We start from the raw sequence: 15,726 nt of genomic DNA on the forward strand, positions 1-15,726 counted from the left end.
TGCGGTCAGTCGCCGTTGTACTGCAGCGAGCGCCAGGCCTCGATCGCCCAATCCAGTTGCGTCCCGGGAACACTGATCGTGACCAGCAGCAATTCACCATTGCGACGACTGGCGATCCCCTGCACGCCGACCTCCGCACCGTCCTCCGAGGGCAACCACCATCCGTCACCGGGACCGCCGCTGACCGGTTCGCCGCGATGACCGGCGGTCGCGTTGGCGCCGTATTGCAGCATCGCGGCCGGTGGCGGCCCGGTTTTCGGATCGCCGACGCGCAGGATGGTGATCTCGATCTGGCGGGTGCCGTCCCAGGCCCACCACCGATCGCCATCCCAGCCGTAAGTGAAATCCCCGGGAATCTGCAGGCTCCACCCCGATACCGGTGTGGTGTGTACCGGGCGGCGGCGGTAGCCGAGCGATACCTGGTCCGCAGCGGCGGCCCGCGCGGACAGATCGGCGGGCGCACCCGGCGCGGTGGCGGCCGAATCCCCGAGCAGCAGCCGTAACTCGTGCCAGGCCGACCACGGCAGTTCCAGTGCCGCGTCGAGCTGGTGCGCCTCGGCGAGCAATGCATCGGCCTGCTGCAGTGCGGGCGTGTCATCGGCGTCCGATGGTGCCCGCCAACGCACGTCGTTCCACATGATGCCCATCGCGGTATTGCGAATCGTCGGCGCGGTCCAACCGTCCTCCCACCACGGGAAGAACGCGCGCGCGGCCGCCTCGTCGCCATCGCGGACGGCCTGGAACCAGTCGCGATCGCGCGGCCCCAACCAGCTCGCGGCCAGCCCGTCGTAGTCGAAACGGTCACTGCCGAGCGACAATCCGATCGAAACCCACGCACCTTCGGCAGGCACCTCGGTCAGCACCGTCTCCGCGAGACTGCGGATCCACACCAGATAGTCGCGTTCGACCTCGGCGCGGTCATCGCCCAAGCCGAGCGGATCCTCGGTCCCCTCGTCCCACACGATGTCGAATCGCCGACCCATTTCGTGCAGCACCGCCGCGACGTGCCGGTGATAGCCCGGCCCGGCCGACGCACAACCCGCGCTCACCACCACCTGCCCGTGCGCCGCACGCAGATCGACAGGTTCGGCCGCAGGATGCAGCACGGCCAGCAGGCGATCTCCGGAGACCTCCACCGATTTCCGCAGTGGCGCGGACGTTGCGGTCCAGCCGACCCGCGCGCCGGCCGGGCCGGTCAGCAGCCACTCCCCCACCTGATCGAGGAAGTCCGCGGTGGGCGCGCGGCATACCCCCGCCGCGTGCAACTCGATTCCCATGGATACACATCCTCGTGTCCGCGTTCCGGCGGCGAAAGTCAGGACCCTACACTTACTCTGCGGACGTGGGACCGAGCGGTTACTGCTCGACGAGCCGACGACAGCCGTCCCGCCCGCCGGGCAGGCCCGCGGTATCGAGCCAGCGTTCGAGTTGACCGAGCTGCCACAGATCATCGATCTCCACCAGTACCGCGAGGAACGACAGTTGAGCGGCGGACAGCTCGGATCCGACGCCGATGGTATCCGGAAAGGCTCTGCGCAGGAAGGAAATACAGTCGTTGTGCACGGTGCTCGGATTCGCCGCCCATGCGGCTTCGATCGCGGCGGGCAGCAGCGTCTCGAAATCATCTATACGGCTGACGAGTTCGCGGATGACATCGTGGCGCAGCCAGCCATCCTGTCCGGGCAGATGGCGATCGAACCACCGGTCGATGACCTCCGGATGCTCCAGCGCGGCAAGAAGTTCGTCGGTGGCACGCTGTTCGGCGGCGAATGCGGGCGCAAGGGCGGCGCAGGTGCGCACACCGGGATGGACATCGGCGAGCAGTTGCTCCGGACGGCCGCCATTGAGGCCGCAAATCCGTGCGGCAGTGGCGCGTTCGACCGGATTCGACATGGTCGGCGCGATCTCGTCCAGCCGCTGCAGCAGCGCGCCCCGCTTCTCGGCATAGACCGGGTGCGCGGTGAGTTCGATCAGCGCCCGCAGCGCGGCCATGCGCACCGTCATATCCGGATCGTCGACCAGGGGCTCGACCGCCTCGATCACGCCGGGAACAACCGCACGACAAGCGATCTCGTCCCTGGCCCGCATCGCCGCTCGGAACTCGTGGTCATCGATGGCTGCCAGCAAGCCCGGTGGCGTCGGAACATGTTCCACCAGAAGGGCATTCGCTGGATCGGGCCCTAATTCCAGTAGCCCGGCGCGCCGATTCGCCTTGACGCGCTGCAGATCCTCTTCGGTACGGCCGGATGGATAGGCCTCGGCATACAACTGCTCATCGGAGATCCCCGAACAACACCCCTGCGCGAAGACCTCGAGATAGTCCAGCAGCGCGACGCGCAACGGTCGCGCACCAGGATCCCACGGCAGTATGTCTTCGACCTTCATCTCGGTATGCGGACGCGCCAGCAGTTCGGCCACGATCGCGACGAAAGGCGCGGTCGCGGAGTACACACTGCCCTGATGCAATAGCGCGGCGTCGAGATAGCCGACCGCGTCGACACAGGACTCGGCATCACCGTCCATCAGGGCCCGCAGGTGCGCCGGAGCATCCGCCGCCGGGCCGTAAGCATGTTCCAGCTCGGCCCAATCGACATCGGCTATCGCCCGCAACACCGGATCCATCGGATTGATCATGCTGCAGCCGAGCACGTCGATCAACTCGAGCGAAACACTTGCGTTACCCGATGAACCTAGGGCGCCGGTTCCAGATGATCGCCGATCAGCATGGTTCCGGGTCCGCGCCGCGCGCCGGGACCATGCCGCCAGTCCACATTGTCGGCGGTGAGCGGCCCGCCGCAGTCACGGCAGACCACCACTCCGGAAGTGGGATGTCCGCAATCGCGATGCACGACCAGCGCGGGCGGCCCCGCGGGCCCGGCGAGCCATTTATCGCCCCATGTGATGAGCATTGTGAGCACCGGATACAGATCGCGTCCCTGCTCGGTGAGCACATATTCGTGGCGCACCGGATTCGCCTGATAGGCCCTGGCTTCGACAATCCCGTACTGCCGCAATGCATCCAGACGCGCGGTCAGGACATTGGAGGCGATGCCGAGATCGCGGCGGATGTCCTCGAACCGGTTCACCCCGACGAACAGGTCGCGCAGGATCAGCGGCGTCCACCGCTCCCCGACCACGTCGAGCGTTCGCGCGATCGAGCACACAATATCGGACATGGCAGCTTTGGGCACCCGCTCAGCGTAGTCCATTGCTTTTTGCAAGTGACTCCGATACGTTGCGAAACAATCAACTGAAGGAGTGATCGAGACATGTCCGATGCTGTGGCGCGGTTTCGCGAGGCGACGGAGGCCAGCGATTTCGATGCGCTGATGACGACCCTCGCACCCGACGCCGCGCTGACCTCTCCGGTCTCCGGCAGGTTGGTATTCCGCGGTCACCAGGATCTACGCATCCTGCTGGCCGCGGCGTACGGCAGCCTCGGCCGGCTGCACTGGACCGAGCACATCGGCGAGGGTGCGCGCCGAGTTCTGCTCGCCGAGGCCGCCGTCGGACCGTTCCGGATGACCGAGGCCATGATCCTCGAATTGGCCGCCGACGGCCGCATCCGGCGACTCGAACCGCACCTGCGGCCCTGGCTTCCGCTGACCTTGCTGGCGGTGAAGCTGGCGCCGCGCCTACTTCGTCATCCGGGTGTCATGCGGCGCGCGCTATCACGTTTCGACCAGCCCCTCACCGGTTAGTTCCAGACGTCTGGTCACCCCGATATCGTCGAGGAAACGGGGGTCGTGGCTGACGACGATCAGTGCGCCCTCGTAGTTGGCCAGGGCCTGGGTGAGGTGTTCGAGGCTGGGCAGGTCGAGGTTATTGGTGGGCTCGTCGAGCAGCAGGAGCTTCGGAGCCGGATCGGCGAGCAGGAGCATGGCCAGGGCCGCGCGCAGGCGTTCACCGCCGGACAGGGCTGCCGCCGCGACGTCGGCGTCGGCGCCGCGGAACAGGAAGCGGGCCAGTTGGGCTCGGATCTGTTCGGCGGCGGCGTGCGGTGCCGCCGCGGCCACATTCTCGAAGACCGTCCGCTGTTCGTCGAAGATGTCGAGACGCTGCGGCAGTATGCGCCACGGCACCTGCGGCGGTTCGGCGGCGATACGGTGCAGCAGCGTGGTTTTGCCCGCACCGTTGCGACCGGTCAGTGCGATCCGCTCCGGACCGGAGACCCGCAATGTCACGGTCGGACCGCACGCCAATCTCACCTCCTCGAGATCGATGACGTCCTGGCCCGGGTACAGCCGGGTGTCCGGCAGGTCGATCCGGATCTGTCGGTCGTCGCGTAACAGGTCCTCGGCCTGCTGCAGCTGCTCCTTCGCGGTATCCAGCTTTTCGATGTGGTTATTGCGCAGCTTGCCCGCCGACACCTGCGCTGCGCGTTTGCGTGCGCCCATGACGATCTTCGGCTCACGTTTGTTCTCGAACATCTTCTGCCCGTAGCGGGCTCGGCGATCGAGTTTGATCCGGGTCTCGACCAGTTCGCGTGCCTGTTTGCGAACATCACTGCGTGCGTCCCGGATTGCTGCGCGCGCCACCTCCTGCTCCGCTTCGACAATCCGCTCGTATTCGCTGAAATTGCCGCCGAACAAACGCAATTCCCCCTGACGCAGTTCGGCGATGGCGGACATCCGCTCCAGCAGCTCGCGGTCGTGGCTGACCGTGAGGACGGTGCCGGAGAACTGGGCGACGACCTCGTAGAGGCGTTGGCGGGCAACGTGATCCAGGTTGTTGGTCGGCTCGTCGAGCAATAACACATCCGGATCGCGCAGCAGCTCGGCGACCAGGCCGAGTAGCAGCGTCTCGCCACCGGAGAGGGTTTCGAGGCGGCGGTCCAGCTGTTCGGTCGAGTCGGCGAGATAGTGCAGGCCCAGTCGGCCGAGCAGCGCGATGGCACTCTCCTCGACATCCCACTGCGCGCCGACGATATCGAAGTCGGACTCGTCGCCGATGCCGGATTCGATGCGGTGCAATGCCTTTCGCGTCTCCGCGATGCCCAGCACCGCGTCTACGCGCTGACCGTCGCCGAGTCCGAGATCTTGGCGCAGGTAACCCAGCCGTCCGGTGACCGAGATCGAACCGCGCGCCGGGGCCAGCTCACCCGCGATCAGCCGCAGCAGGGTGGACTTGCCCGCACCGTTGCCGCCGACCAGGCCGAGGTGGCCCGGTCCGAGCACCGCGTCCAGACCGTCGAAGACGGGGGTGCCATCGGGCCAGGAGAAAGTGAGATCGGAAAGAGACAGATTGGTCATGTGGACCCCAGAGGTTGCGCGGGAATGCGGCGCACAGAATGCGGGCCGCCCGAGTGGCTACCTCATGAGAGCAACGACATGACTCCGATCAACGGGGATAAGACCCATCTAGATTAAACACATCCGCGGATGTTGTGCCACTGATATTCGGATCACACGCTGTGTCCGGAACGCCGCGGCGGCTCCGACCTATGGGCGACAGCGCCACACGTAGACAGAGAAGCACCATCATGGGCAGCGGTAATCATGGCCCGGCCACCATGTCGCTGGACGGCTTCATCGCCGACCCCACCGACCAGGTCGGACCGCTGTTCGACTGGTACGGCAACGGCGATATCGAAGTCGCGCCGGGCGATCTGGAACGCATGTTCCAGGTCACCGCGGCCCGCGCGAAATACCTCACCGAATCCTGGAAAACCCCCGAATCGTCCCAGGCGACCAAGTAACCCACCTCGACTACCCGGTCCAGCACCGCAGCCGAACGACCTAGACTCGCACCACCGAGGTCAACGGGTAATCGCCCTGGCGATCCCGGCCGTTGAGGAAACCCAACTCCAGAACCACTGCGGCCGCGATGATTTCGGCACCGGCGGCCTGGAACAGATCCGCTGCGGCAGCCAATGTGCCGCCCGTGGCCAGCACATCGTCGAGCAGCAGAATGCGCCGCCCCTTCAGCTCGACACCGTCGGCCGGAATCTCGAGCGACGCAGTGCCGTACTCGAGGCTGTACTCACGCGAGATGACCGGCGGCGGCAACTTCCCAGCCTTGCGCACCGCCATGACACCGGTTCCCAGCGTCGCCGCAACGCCGGCCCCGATGATGAATCCGCGAGCGTCTACGCCCGCAACCAGATCGGCATCGGGCGCGCACGCCGCGAGACAGTCGATGACGGCCCGGAAACCCTCCGGATCGGCAAAGACCGGCGTGAGATCGGCGAAGCGAACGCCGGGAGAGGGGAAATCGTCGCGCCAACGGGTCAGACGTTCGACCAGTTCGGCCGCCTTACCTGTCCGCTCGGCTAGGACGTCGTCCGATTCCACCGCCGCATGCTTGCTCATCGACACCTCTCCATGGTTCCTCACCCACCAACACCTGTCACCGCTTCAACACCCAGCGGTCCATGTTCCAGCCGGTGCCCGCCTGGGTGGGCCCGGCTATGCCGTTCTGCAGACCGTTGCCGAACGCGATGGTGCGGGGTGTGACGAACAACGGAATGCTCGGCATCTCCGCCCACAGCAGGTTCTCGGCCTCGGTGCGCAGATTCAGCGTTGTGGTCGAGTTGTCGTCGCCCGCAAGCTGATCGGTGATCGAATCGTAGCGGCCGTTACCGAAGCGGCCGAAATTGAGCCCGCTACCGGTGCGCAACGCGCTGGTAGCGGCCACACCGGTCTCGGATCCGGCCGGACCCGGGGCCGATGCGGTGCTGCCGAGGACGGCGTCGACTTTGCCCTCGGTGAGCTGGGACGGCGTGAAATCGGCGGATCCGGCATCCACCACATTGATACCGGCCGGTTTGCATGCGTCGGCGATCATCTGCACGGTCTGAGCGCGTCGATCGTCCGGCTTCACATATCCGATCCGAATGGTCGGCTTGGCCGCACCGGCGCTCGCGGCCGCCGCGGTCGCATCACCGCCGCGGTACTTGTCGGCCGCGCCGATGACGTTCGGGTAGTACAGTGAATCCTGTTGTGTGATACGAGAATTCAGCACAGCCGTGCCGAGTCCCGTCTTCGGCGCATCCTTGGCCTTGCCGAGCTTGTCGAACAGGTCCTGGCGCGGCACACAAAATGCGAAACCGCGCCGCGCGTCGGCCGAGGCGAACACTCCCGAAGTAGCGAGCACCAACTGCTCGGCACCGCGCCCGGGCACGGTCCGCACCGAAAACCCGTCCAGATTGATGTCTTTTACCGATCCGGCGCCGATATCGATGACCCCGACCGCATTGTCGCCGACCTTCGCCTTCAGGTCGGCAGTCTTCGGATACACCACGATCCGCCCGGTCTCGGGCTTATTGCCCCACCAGCGCTCGTTCGCGACCAGCACCAGACCGTCCTTGGCGGAGTAGGAATCGATCCGATACGGCCCCGACGACGGGAACCGCGAGAGATCCACCTTGTCCGCGCCGATCGTCCACCCGTTGTTCCAGAAGTCCGCAATCCGCTGCAGGGAAGCCTGATCACCGGTCTGCACGGCCGTCACCACATTCGGCACATTCGCCACCCGAGCGGCGACATGCGCGGGCATCAACTCACCCGCGGTGAACAGGTTGCGCCACGGCAGGTAGTGGTGGTCGGCGCGGAACACGACGGTGGCGTCCTTGGATCCCGGCTGACAGTCCACCCGTTCGATATCGGCGTATCCGGCGGTGCTCGCGGCATCGAAGAGCGGAACCTGGCCGCGGTCACCGGGTTTGGTGTAGCGGCCGCTGCGCGCGGCCCAGGCGAGCACCAGATCGTCACATGACGTCGGCACGCCGTCGGAATACACCCCGTCCGCATTGAGCCGGTACTGCACCGTCTGCGCCTCGCCCGGCACCTCTTTCGCGGTGCCGACATCGGTGTCCGCGACCTGCTGACCGTCCGGTCCGGTGTAGAAGAACCCGGTCAGCACCCGCGCGAACACCGCATCCGAGCCGGTGCCCGCACCGAGCGTGGTACCGCCGTTGTAGGTGGCGATCACCGCGTCGACGGCATAGCCGATGGAGGGCACCTGGTTCTGGCTGGAGCACCCGGCCATCACCGTGGCGGCAACGGTGCCCGCAGCCACCGCTCCGATCAGACGTACCGCTAGCGACTGCTTCATATATGCAAACCCCTGCCGTCGGCTGTCAGTGCCTGCGCTTGTTCCGCTTTCCGCTCGGCCGGGCGCCCGGACGCGGCGCCTGTCCAGGTTCCCGCACGGGACGCGCCCCCAGCTCCCGGCCGGTCGCCGCGACCGCCCGCCGCTCCGCCTCGGCTCCCGCACGCGCCGACGCCAGTCCGGCCCGCTTGTTGAGCACCTTCTTGGTGTGCGCCGCGACCGGCCCCCACCGCTCCTTGATCGACACCAGCAGCGGCACCGCGAAGAAGATCGACGAATAAGCGCCGACGATCATGCCGACCAGCTGCACCAGCGCCAGATCCTTCAGCGTGCCGACGCCGAGCAGCCACACCGCGATCACCAGCATGCCGACAATAGGCAGGATGCCGATGACCGTGGTGTTGATCGAACGCATCAAGGTCTGGTTCGCCGCGAGATTCGCCTGTTCGGCATAGGTGCGCCGGGTCGTATTGACCACACCGCGGGTGTTCTCCTCGACCTTGTCGAAGACGACGACATTGTCGTAGAGCACGTAACCGAGGATGGTCAGCAGACCGATCACCGCGGCGGGTGTCACCTCGAAGCCGACCAGCGAGTAGATGCCCGCCGTGACGATCATGTTGAAGAACAGCGAGGCGATCGCCGCGATCGACATATCCCGCTCGAAGCGGATCGCGATATAGACCATGGTGAGTGCGATGAACACGACCAGCGCGATCAAGGCCTTCTTGGTGATCTCGCTACCCCAGGTCTCGCTGATCTCGGCGATACTGATCGCGTTGCGCGAAACGTTGCCGTCCTTGTCCTTCGGCTGGAAGGCATTGAACAGCGCGGACTGCAGCGCGTCGGTTTGGGTCGCGCTCAACGTGTCCGAGCGGACCTGGATGGTCTCCGCCGAACCGGAACCCACCTTCTGCACCGTCACCGGGGCGTGGCCGATGGTCTGGGAGTAGATATCCTCGACCTTCTGCGTGGTGGCCGTACCCGCCGCGGGCAACTGGATGCGCGAGCCGCCCGCGAAGTCGATGCCGAGGGTGAATCCGCGAATTCCGATGCTCAGCAACGAGATCAGCACGAAAGCCGCGGTCAGCGCGTAGTAGAAACGCCGCCGACTGACGATCTTGAATCCGCCGGTACCGGTGTAGAGGCGCTCGAAGATGCTGTGCTTGGGCGTCTCGAAATCGCTCACCTCGTCGGCGAACGGCTCCAGGGTCGAGTTCGTCATCGTGCCGTCTCCTTAACCAGCGCCTCGCCGGCCCTACGCTCCCTAGCCACTTCCTGAATCGCACCGAGCCCGTTGACCGACGGCTTCGCCCAGAACGACGAGCGCGAGGCCAGCATCATCAGCGGCGCGGTCACCAGGTACAGCACGATCACGTCGAGGACGGTGGTGATACCGAGGGTGAACGCGAAGCCCTTCACCTGACCGGCGGCCAGGATGTAGAGCACCACCGAGGCGATGAGGCTGACGGTCTTACCGGAAAGGTTGGTGCGCTGGGCCCGCTGCCAACCGCGCGGCACCGCCGAACGGAAGCTGCGCCCCTCGCGCATTTCATCCTTGATACGTTCGAAGAACACCACAAAGGAGTCGGCGGTCAGACCGATACCGATGATCAAACCGGCGATACCGGCCAGGTCCAGCGTGAATCCGATCCACCGGCCGAGCAGCACGATGATGCCGTATACCGCCACACCCGAGGCGATCAGCGAGAATCCGGCGAGGAAGCCGAGCATCCGGTAATAGAGCAAGCAGTACAGCAGCACTACCGCGAGACCGATCGCACCCGCGAGCAGACCCGCGCGCAACGAGGACAGGCCCAGCGTCGCCGAAACCGTCTCGGCCTCGGAGGTCTGGAACGACAGCGGCAGCGAACCGTACTTCAGGGTGTTCGCGAGTTCCTTGGCGCTGGCGGCAGTGAAGCTACCGGAGATGGTGGTACGACCGCCCTGCTGCGGACCCGACTGCACGACCGGCGCGCTGACCACCTTCGAGTCGAGTACGAATGCGACCCGCTTGTTGATGTATTCACCGGTCAGCGAGGCCCATGCATCGCTACCACCGGATTTGAATTCGAGGTTCACCTCGTGGCGCGCCTGCTGCTGGTTGAGTCCGGAGGTGGCGTCCTTGATCTCCTGGCCGTCGATGCGACTCTTGTCCAGCAGCAAGATTTCCTTGCCGTCGGTGGAGCAGGCGACCAGCGGCAGATTCGGATCGTCGTTACCGGCGAGCGGGTCGGACTTGGTGCAGTCGATCGCGGCCATCGCGGCCTGCTGCACCGTGGGATCGGTGCTCTGCCTGACCGCCTTGGCGTCCGCGATCTCCTTCTTCGCCTGCTCCTGCGGCGTCAGGCCGCCGGGCGGGGCCGGCGGCGAAGTCGGGGCCTGCGCGGGGAAGACGCGCGGCTGCGGGGTCGACTCCGCCGCGGGCGCGGACTCCGTGGTCGGTGCCGCCTCGGTGGTGGGCGCGGGCTGGGTCGGCACGGTGCCATCAGGGTTGAGCTGAGTGGTATCCGGCACAGTGCCCGGTGTCGCCGTCCCCGCCGTCCCCGCCGTCCCCGCGGTACCCGTCTGTGGCGTGGCCTTGCCGCCGACGGCGGGCACCGCCGACAGCACCGGACGGATGTAGAGCTTGGCGGTCGTCGCCAGCGCCTTGGCCTGGCCGCCGTCGTCACCCGGAACCGTGATCACCAGGTTGTCGCCGTCGATGACGACCTCGGAGCCCGAAACACCGAGACCGTTGACGCGGTTCTCGATGATCGTCTGCGCCCGGCGCAGGCTGTCCTGGCTGGGCTTGCTGCCGTCGGGGGTGCGCGCGGTCAATGTGACGCGAGTACCACCCTGCAGGTCGATGCCGAGCTTGGGGGTCGGGGAATGGTCACCGGTGAAGAACACCAGCGCATAGATCACGGCCAGCAGCACGGCGTAGACGCCGAGCAACCGGAGCGGATGCGCCGATCCCTGGGAAGGTGGCACAGTTCGTCATCTCCTAGGCGGAAGTCGAGGGTGGAACAGGCGGGCGCGCACGGCCGGGCACCCGGACGGATGGCCCGCGGCGATCTGCAGCACGCGGGCCCACCTATAAACCGATCAGTCCTTGGTCAGCCGGGTCTCGGTCTGCTCCGCGGACTCCTCGACGGCACCGGCCTCGGTCTCGTCGGTCACGGTCTCATCCGTGGTCTCGTCCTCGGTGCGCACATCGCGGATGGCCTGACGCAACCACGTGGTGACGACGTCCTCGGCGATCTCGAGATCGACCGTGGTGTCGTCGAGATCGACCACGGTTCCGTACAGACCCGACGTGGTGGTGACCTGATCGCCGACCTTCAGGCTTTCCTGCATGGACGTGACCTTCTCGGCCTCGCGCTTCTGGCGGCGCACACCGAGGAACATGGGCACGAGCAGGGCTACCAGTAGGAGCGGAAACAGAAGTTCCATCGTCGAAGTCAGTCCCTAGTCTGTGGGTGGGAATGGGCTATTACCCCAACAGTCTGCCAGCTCATGTCGTCGCCACCACACCGGCACACCCTCGAGTCCCGGAATCCGGATCTCGAGCCGCCCCGGGACAGCACGAGCCCCGCGACCGAGCGAGGGTCGCGGGGCTGCGCAACGGGGCCGTTCTAGGCGGTCTTGCCGTAGGTGTAGTCGTCGAGCGGGAAGCTGACCGCCTCGCGATGGGCATTGACGGTGCTGGTCGGGCGCAGTAGCGCGGCCTCGCCGTGCTGGTTGAAGTAGTAGCTGCGCGCGGTCGCGCAGTCACCGCCGTAGAACACCGAGGAACCCAACTTCTCGGTGACGCGGTCCAGGAACCGGGTGTTGGCCTGCTCGGTCACCTCGAAGGTGGTCTCGCCGCGCCGGAACATCTCACCGAGCAACCGGCCCATGTGCTTCATCTGGGCCTCGATGGTGGTGAAGTAGGACAGGCCGCTGTAGGAGTACGGGCTGTTGAGGCTGAGGAAGTTCGGGAACTTCGGCACGGTGATGCCCTCGTAGGCCTGGAAACGGTTGTCGCGCCAGAACTTTCCGAGATCGACGCCGTTGCGACCGATGATCTCGATGGCCGGGAAATTCACATCCCACAGATTGAAGCCGGTGGCCAGGATCAGGGTATCGATCTCGGTCTTGTGTCCGTCGGCGGTGACGATGCCATCGGCCTCGATGTGATCGATCGAATTGGTCTCCAACCGGACATTGGGCTGGTTGAACGTCTTGAAGTACTGGTTGGAGAAGGTGGGGCGCTTGCAGCCGAAGTCGTAGTGCGGGGTGAGCTGCTTGCGAATCTGCTTGTCGCGCACCTGGGCACGCAGATGCGCCTTGGCGAGTACGCCCGCGGCCATATTCAGCGGCTTGGCCTGCTTGAAGTGCAGTACGCCGACCACCATGAGCGCCTCGAGCATGCTGGTGTTGACCAGCCGGGCGGCCTTCTGAGTGGCGGGCACGCGCGCGAACAGCTTCTGCACCGGCGCGGGAATCGCAGTGTCGATCTTCGGCACGACCCAGATCGGGGTGCGCTGGAACACGGTGAGTTCCTTGGTCTTCTTCGCGGCCTCGGGAATCAGCTGCACGGCGGTGGCGCCGGTGCCGATAATGGCGGCCCTGCGACCCGAGAGGTCGAAATCGTCCTCCCACGCGGTGGTGTGGATGATCTTGCCCGCGAAGGAATCGATGCCGGGAAACGGCGGCGTGTAGGGCTGGGACAGGAAGCCGGTGGCGGTGAGAAGGTAACGGCCGGTGACGGTTTCACCGCCCGCGATGGAGACGACCCAGTGCTGGTGCTCCTCGTCCCACCGCGCGCCGTCCACCACGGTGCCGAACCGCATCCGGCGGCGCAGGCCGTACTTGTCGGCGACGTGGGCGGCGTACTTCTTCAGCTCCTTGCCCGGCGCGAACAGACGCGTCCAATACGGATTGGGCTCGAAGGAATACGAGTAGGTCACCGAGGCGATATCGACCGCGAGACCCGGGTAGTGATTGACATGCCAGGTGCCGCCCAGGTCGGCCTCCCGCTCCAGAATGACGAAATTGCTCAGACCCAGCCGGTCGAGCTCGATACCCGCTCCCATGCCGCCGAATCCCGCACCGATCACGACCGCGTCGTATTGAGGCGCCACGTCGAACCTCCTGCTTAAACATTCCATCGGGAATGTAGTAATCATTCCTCACGGAATGACACATCATTCCGTTTGTGAACACCGTATCATCGGACAGGTGACGAAGCCATCCACGCGTGCGCCCCGCCCAGCGGCCGGAAATGCGATCCAGCGACGCAAGGCCGAACTGCGGCAGGAAATCATCGACACCGCCTTCGTCTGCTTCGCCGAGAAGGGCTATCACGCCACCGGCATCGCCGATATCGCCAATGAATTGGGCATCGGCCACGGCACCTTCTACCGGTACTTCAGTAATAAGCGCGAGATCATCGACGTGGTCATCGACGACCTGGCCGCCCGGATCATCGAGGCGCTCGGCACCGACAACGCACCCGACGCCGCCACCTCCCTTGACGAATATCGCGCCCAGGTCGACCGCATCGGCGCCGCGCTCACCCGGATCCTCGTAGACGACCGCCGGGTGGCCCAACTGCTGCTGTTCCATGCCACCGGCATCGATGACGAACTCACCGCCCGGCTCTACGGTCTGCTCGATATGGCCGACGCGCTCACCGCGAGCTATCTGTCGCACGGTGTCGAACTCGGTTATCTGCGTGCGGATCTCGACACCAAGTACACCGCCAAGGCAGTGACCGGCATGCTGCTCGCGGGGATCGTGCACGGGCTGCGCAATCCGGACGAGGCCGCGGTGCAAGAGTTGAACGAGGCGATCCGGCGGCTGCTGATCGACGGCGTGCGCAGGGACTGAAAACCGGCAAATCTCCAGCGGCTACCTGAACCGATTCCGGCTAGGGTGGACCCGGATCGACCGGCCAACGGGGGCACAACGTGTTCGGCAGAGACCGCCTAGTTCGAAAAAACCGCATTCGACGCGAGCAGGGCAGCGCCCCTGGAACAATATCGCGGGTGACCCCCGACGACGTGAGCCGAATCCACTTCGCCATGCCACCTTTGGGGCACCGCGGCTACCACGCCGATGAGGTCGACGCGTTCCTGGAACTGGTCTCGGCGACATTGGCCGGTCAGGGTGTACTGACCGCCGACGATATCCGGCACGTCGCCTTCGACGCCCCGCGCTTCGGCGGCCGCGGCTATCAGGCCGATCAGGTCGACGAATTCCTGGACCGGGTCCGCGTGGAACTGGAATTCCGCCAGCGCGGCTCCCGCCCGGTCCCCGTCGGCGGCAATGGTTCCGGGCCCGCCGCATTGCTCACTCCCGACGATGTGCACCGCATGCAGTTCACCCAGGCCGCTGTCGGCCGCCGCGGCTACGACACCGAAGAAGTCGATGCCTTCCTCGACCTGGTCGCGGCCACCCTCGCCCACGGCGGTCCCGGCAGCCTGACCGTCACCGACGTCCGCGCCGTCCGCTTCACCGAGGCCCGCCTCGGCACGCGCGGCTACAGCCGTGACGAGGTCGACGCCTTCCTGGATCTAGTCATCACTGCCCTCGAGCACAACCACCGCTAGACCACGGTCAGTCGAAGAGATCGAGGGTGGGGTGGGGTTCGCGGCCGCGGACTTCGATGGAGCCGAAGACGAGATCGGGCGGCGGCACGAGGCCAAGATGTTCCCAGGCGGCGGCGGTGGCGACGCGGCCGCGCGGGGTGCGGGCCACCATGCCGGCCCGGACGAGGAACGGCTCGCAGACCTCTTCGACGGTCGCGGCCTCCTCCCCCACGGCGACCGCGAGGGTCGAAACACCAACGGGCCCACCGCCGAAGCTGCGGACCAGCGCGCCGAGGACGGCGCGGTCGAGGCGGTCCAGGCCGAGGACATCCACGTCGTAGACCTCGAGTGCGGCCTGCGCGATGGGACGGGTGATCACGCCGTCGGCACGAACCTCGGCGTAATCGCGGACGCGGCGCAGCAGGCGGTTTGCGATGCGGGGGGTGCCGCGGGAGCGGCCTGCGATCTCGGCGGCGGCATCGCGGTCGATGGTCACACCGAGAATATGGGCCGAGCGCAGCAGAATGCGCAGGAGTTCTTCGGGATCGTAGAAATCCATATGGCCGGTGAAGCCGAAGCGATCGCGCAGCGGACCGGTGAGCGCACCGGAGCGGGTGGTCGCGCCGACCAGCGTGAACGGCGCGATGTCCAGCGGAATCGACGTTGCCCCAGGACCTTTCCCGACGACCACGTCGACGCGGAAATCCTCCATGGCGAGGTAGAGCATCTCCTCGGCGGGCCGGGCAATCCGGTGGATCTCATCGATGAACAGCACATCGCCCTCGACCAGATTGCTCAGCATCGCGGCGAGATCGCCCGCGCGTTCCAGCGCCGGACCAGAGGTAATGCGCAGCGCCGTACCGAGTTCGGCGGCAATGATCATCGCCATACTGGTCTTACCGAGCCCGGGCGGACCGGACAGCAGCACATGGTCCGGGGTACCGCCGCGCTGTTTGGCGCCGCGCAGCACCAACGCGAGCTGTTCACGGACGCGCGGCTGGCCGATGAAATCGTCCAGGGACTTCGGGCGCAGACTGGCCTCGATATCACCATCGGACTTGAGATAGCTTGCGCTGACCTGGGATTCGGCGTCCGGTTCGGGATCGTGATCCATGAC

At 66.0% G+C, this 15,726-nt stretch carries 15 protein-coding genes; 4 read left to right on the forward strand and 11 right to left on the reverse strand.

Annotation, left to right across the window (positions count from 1 at the left end):
• Nucleotides 1–5: 5 nt before the first annotated feature.
• The 3 genes from ACIBW7_RS08225 to ACIBW7_RS08235 all read right to left on the reverse strand — a co-directional run bounded on the left by ACIBW7_RS08225 (nt 6) and on the right by ACIBW7_RS08235 (nt 3,191).
• On the reverse strand, nt 6–1,277 hold the full coding sequence (locus ACIBW7_RS08225) for a hypothetical protein (RefSeq protein ID WP_397045303.1): 1,272 nt from the start codon (nt 1,275–1,277) through the stop codon (nt 6–8).
• 79 nt (nt 1,278–1,356) lie between these two features.
• Nucleotides 1,357–2,622 carry a hypothetical protein gene (locus ACIBW7_RS08230; RefSeq protein ID WP_397045305.1) on the reverse strand — a complete coding sequence of 422 codons (1,266 nt, stop codon included), beginning with the start codon at nt 2,620–2,622 and terminating at the stop codon, nt 1,357–1,359.
• Between the two features lie 68 nt (nt 2,623–2,690).
• The gene (locus tag ACIBW7_RS08235) at nt 2,691–3,191 is read right to left on the reverse strand and encodes a winged helix-turn-helix transcriptional regulator (protein WP_397045307.1); all 501 of its coding nucleotides are present in this window, start codon (nt 3,189–3,191) and stop codon (nt 2,691–2,693) included.
• A 78-nt stretch (nt 3,192–3,269) separates the two neighbouring features.
• On the opposite strand from ACIBW7_RS08235, the gene ACIBW7_RS08240 reads away from it, so the two are divergent.
• On the forward strand, nt 3,270–3,701 hold the full coding sequence (locus tag ACIBW7_RS08240) for a nuclear transport factor 2 family protein (protein ID WP_397045309.1): 432 nt from the start codon (nt 3,270–3,272) through the stop codon (nt 3,699–3,701).
• Here the strand turns inward: ACIBW7_RS08240 and ACIBW7_RS08245 are convergent.
• Complete coding sequence (locus tag ACIBW7_RS08245) at nt 3,672–5,252, reverse strand: ABC-F family ATP-binding cassette domain-containing protein (protein ID WP_397045311.1); 1,581 nt, start codon at nt 5,250–5,252, stop codon at nt 3,672–3,674. The two genes, ACIBW7_RS08240 and ACIBW7_RS08245, sit on opposite strands and share 30 nt — an antisense overlap.
• A 230-nt stretch (nt 5,253–5,482) precedes the next feature.
• Between ACIBW7_RS08245 and ACIBW7_RS08250 the strand changes: the two genes are divergently transcribed.
• A complete protein-coding gene (locus tag ACIBW7_RS08250) occupies nt 5,483–5,698 on the forward strand; it encodes a hypothetical protein (protein WP_397045313.1) in 216 nt (71 codons plus the stop codon).
• Nucleotides 5,699–5,738: 40 nt separating this feature from the next.
• On the opposite strand, the gene ACIBW7_RS08255 is transcribed toward ACIBW7_RS08250, so the two are convergent.
• From ACIBW7_RS08255 to ACIBW7_RS08280, 6 genes are all read right to left on the reverse strand, one after another.
• Entirely contained in the window at nt 5,739–6,311 is a 573-nt protein-coding gene (locus tag ACIBW7_RS08255; RefSeq protein ID WP_397045315.1) for an adenine phosphoribosyltransferase, read from the reverse strand.
• A 37-nt stretch (nt 6,312–6,348) separates the two neighbouring features.
• Nucleotides 6,349–8,055 carry an ABC transporter substrate-binding protein gene (locus tag ACIBW7_RS08260; RefSeq protein ID WP_397045317.1) on the reverse strand — a complete coding sequence of 569 codons (1,707 nt, stop codon included), beginning with the start codon at nt 8,053–8,055 and terminating at the stop codon, nt 6,349–6,351.
• Nucleotides 8,056–8,080: 25 nt separating this feature from the next.
• Nucleotides 8,081–9,277 (reverse strand): protein translocase subunit SecF, encoded by a 1,197-nt coding sequence (gene secF / locus ACIBW7_RS08265; RefSeq protein WP_397045319.1) that lies wholly within the window; start codon nt 9,275–9,277, stop codon nt 8,081–8,083.
• Nucleotides 9,274–11,025 carry a protein translocase subunit SecD gene (gene secD, locus ACIBW7_RS08270; RefSeq protein ID WP_397045321.1) on the reverse strand — a complete coding sequence of 584 codons (1,752 nt, stop codon included), beginning with the start codon at nt 11,023–11,025 and terminating at the stop codon, nt 9,274–9,276. The genes secF and secD overlap by 4 nt, the downstream gene beginning before the upstream one ends.
• Before the next feature lie 114 nt (nt 11,026–11,139).
• Complete coding sequence (gene yajC / locus ACIBW7_RS08275) at nt 11,140–11,487, reverse strand: preprotein translocase subunit YajC (RefSeq protein WP_397045323.1); 348 nt, start codon at nt 11,485–11,487, stop codon at nt 11,140–11,142.
• Between the two features lie 182 nt (nt 11,488–11,669).
• On the reverse strand, nt 11,670–13,160 hold the full coding sequence (locus ACIBW7_RS08280; RefSeq protein WP_397045325.1) for a flavin-containing monooxygenase: 1,491 nt from the start codon (nt 13,158–13,160) through the stop codon (nt 11,670–11,672).
• A 97-nt stretch (nt 13,161–13,257) separates the two neighbouring features.
• Between ACIBW7_RS08280 and ACIBW7_RS08285 the strand changes: the two genes are divergently transcribed.
• Nucleotides 13,258–13,908 carry a TetR/AcrR family transcriptional regulator gene (locus ACIBW7_RS08285; RefSeq protein ID WP_397045326.1) on the forward strand — a complete coding sequence of 217 codons (651 nt, stop codon included), beginning with the start codon at nt 13,258–13,260 and terminating at the stop codon, nt 13,906–13,908.
• A gap of 158 nt (nt 13,909–14,066) precedes the next feature.
• Entirely contained in the window at nt 14,067–14,630 is a 564-nt protein-coding gene (locus ACIBW7_RS08290; protein WP_397045328.1) for a DivIVA domain-containing protein, read from the forward strand.
• A gap of 7 nt (nt 14,631–14,637) precedes the next feature.
• On the opposite strand, the gene ruvB is transcribed toward ACIBW7_RS08290, so the two are convergent.
• Nucleotides 14,638–15,723 carry a Holliday junction branch migration DNA helicase RuvB gene (gene ruvB / locus ACIBW7_RS08295; protein WP_397045330.1) on the reverse strand — a complete coding sequence of 362 codons (1,086 nt, stop codon included), beginning with the start codon at nt 15,721–15,723 and terminating at the stop codon, nt 14,638–14,640.
• Nucleotides 15,724–15,726 lie beyond the last annotated feature (3 nt).

The sequence above is a fragment of the Nocardia sp. NPDC049526 genome, assembly GCF_044465765.1.
Taxonomy (GTDB): domain Bacteria; phylum Actinomycetota; class Actinomycetes; order Mycobacteriales; family Mycobacteriaceae; genus Nocardia.

Coding starts and splice junctions, on each gene's coding strand:
- ruvB (WP_397045330.1), bottom strand. CDS start 15,723: ATGGATCACGATCCCGAACCGGACGCCGAATCCCAGGTCAGCGCAAGC.
- ACIBW7_RS08230 (WP_397045305.1), bottom strand. CDS start 2,622: ATGGATCCGGTGTTGCGGGCGATAGCCGATGTCGATTGGGCCGAGCTG.
- ACIBW7_RS08240 (WP_397045309.1), top strand. CDS start 3,270: ATGTCCGATGCTGTGGCGCGGTTTCGCGAGGCGACGGAGGCCAGCGAT.
- ACIBW7_RS08255 (WP_397045315.1), bottom strand. CDS start 6,311: ATGAGCAAGCATGCGGCGGTGGAATCGGACGACGTCCTAGCCGAGCGG.
- ACIBW7_RS08245 (WP_397045311.1), bottom strand. CDS start 5,252: ATGACCAATCTGTCTCTTTCCGATCTCACTTTCTCCTGGCCCGATGGC.
- secF (WP_397045319.1), bottom strand. CDS start 9,277: ATGACGAACTCGACCCTGGAGCCGTTCGCCGACGAGGTGAGCGATTTC.
- ACIBW7_RS08250 (WP_397045313.1), top strand. CDS start 5,483: ATGGGCAGCGGTAATCATGGCCCGGCCACCATGTCGCTGGACGGCTTC.
- ACIBW7_RS08260 (WP_397045317.1), bottom strand. CDS start 8,055: ATGAAGCAGTCGCTAGCGGTACGTCTGATCGGAGCGGTGGCTGCGGGC.
- ACIBW7_RS08225 (WP_397045303.1), bottom strand. CDS start 1,277: ATGGGAATCGAGTTGCACGCGGCGGGGGTATGCCGCGCGCCCACCGCG.
- yajC (WP_397045323.1), bottom strand. CDS start 11,487: ATGGAACTTCTGTTTCCGCTCCTACTGGTAGCCCTGCTCGTGCCCATG.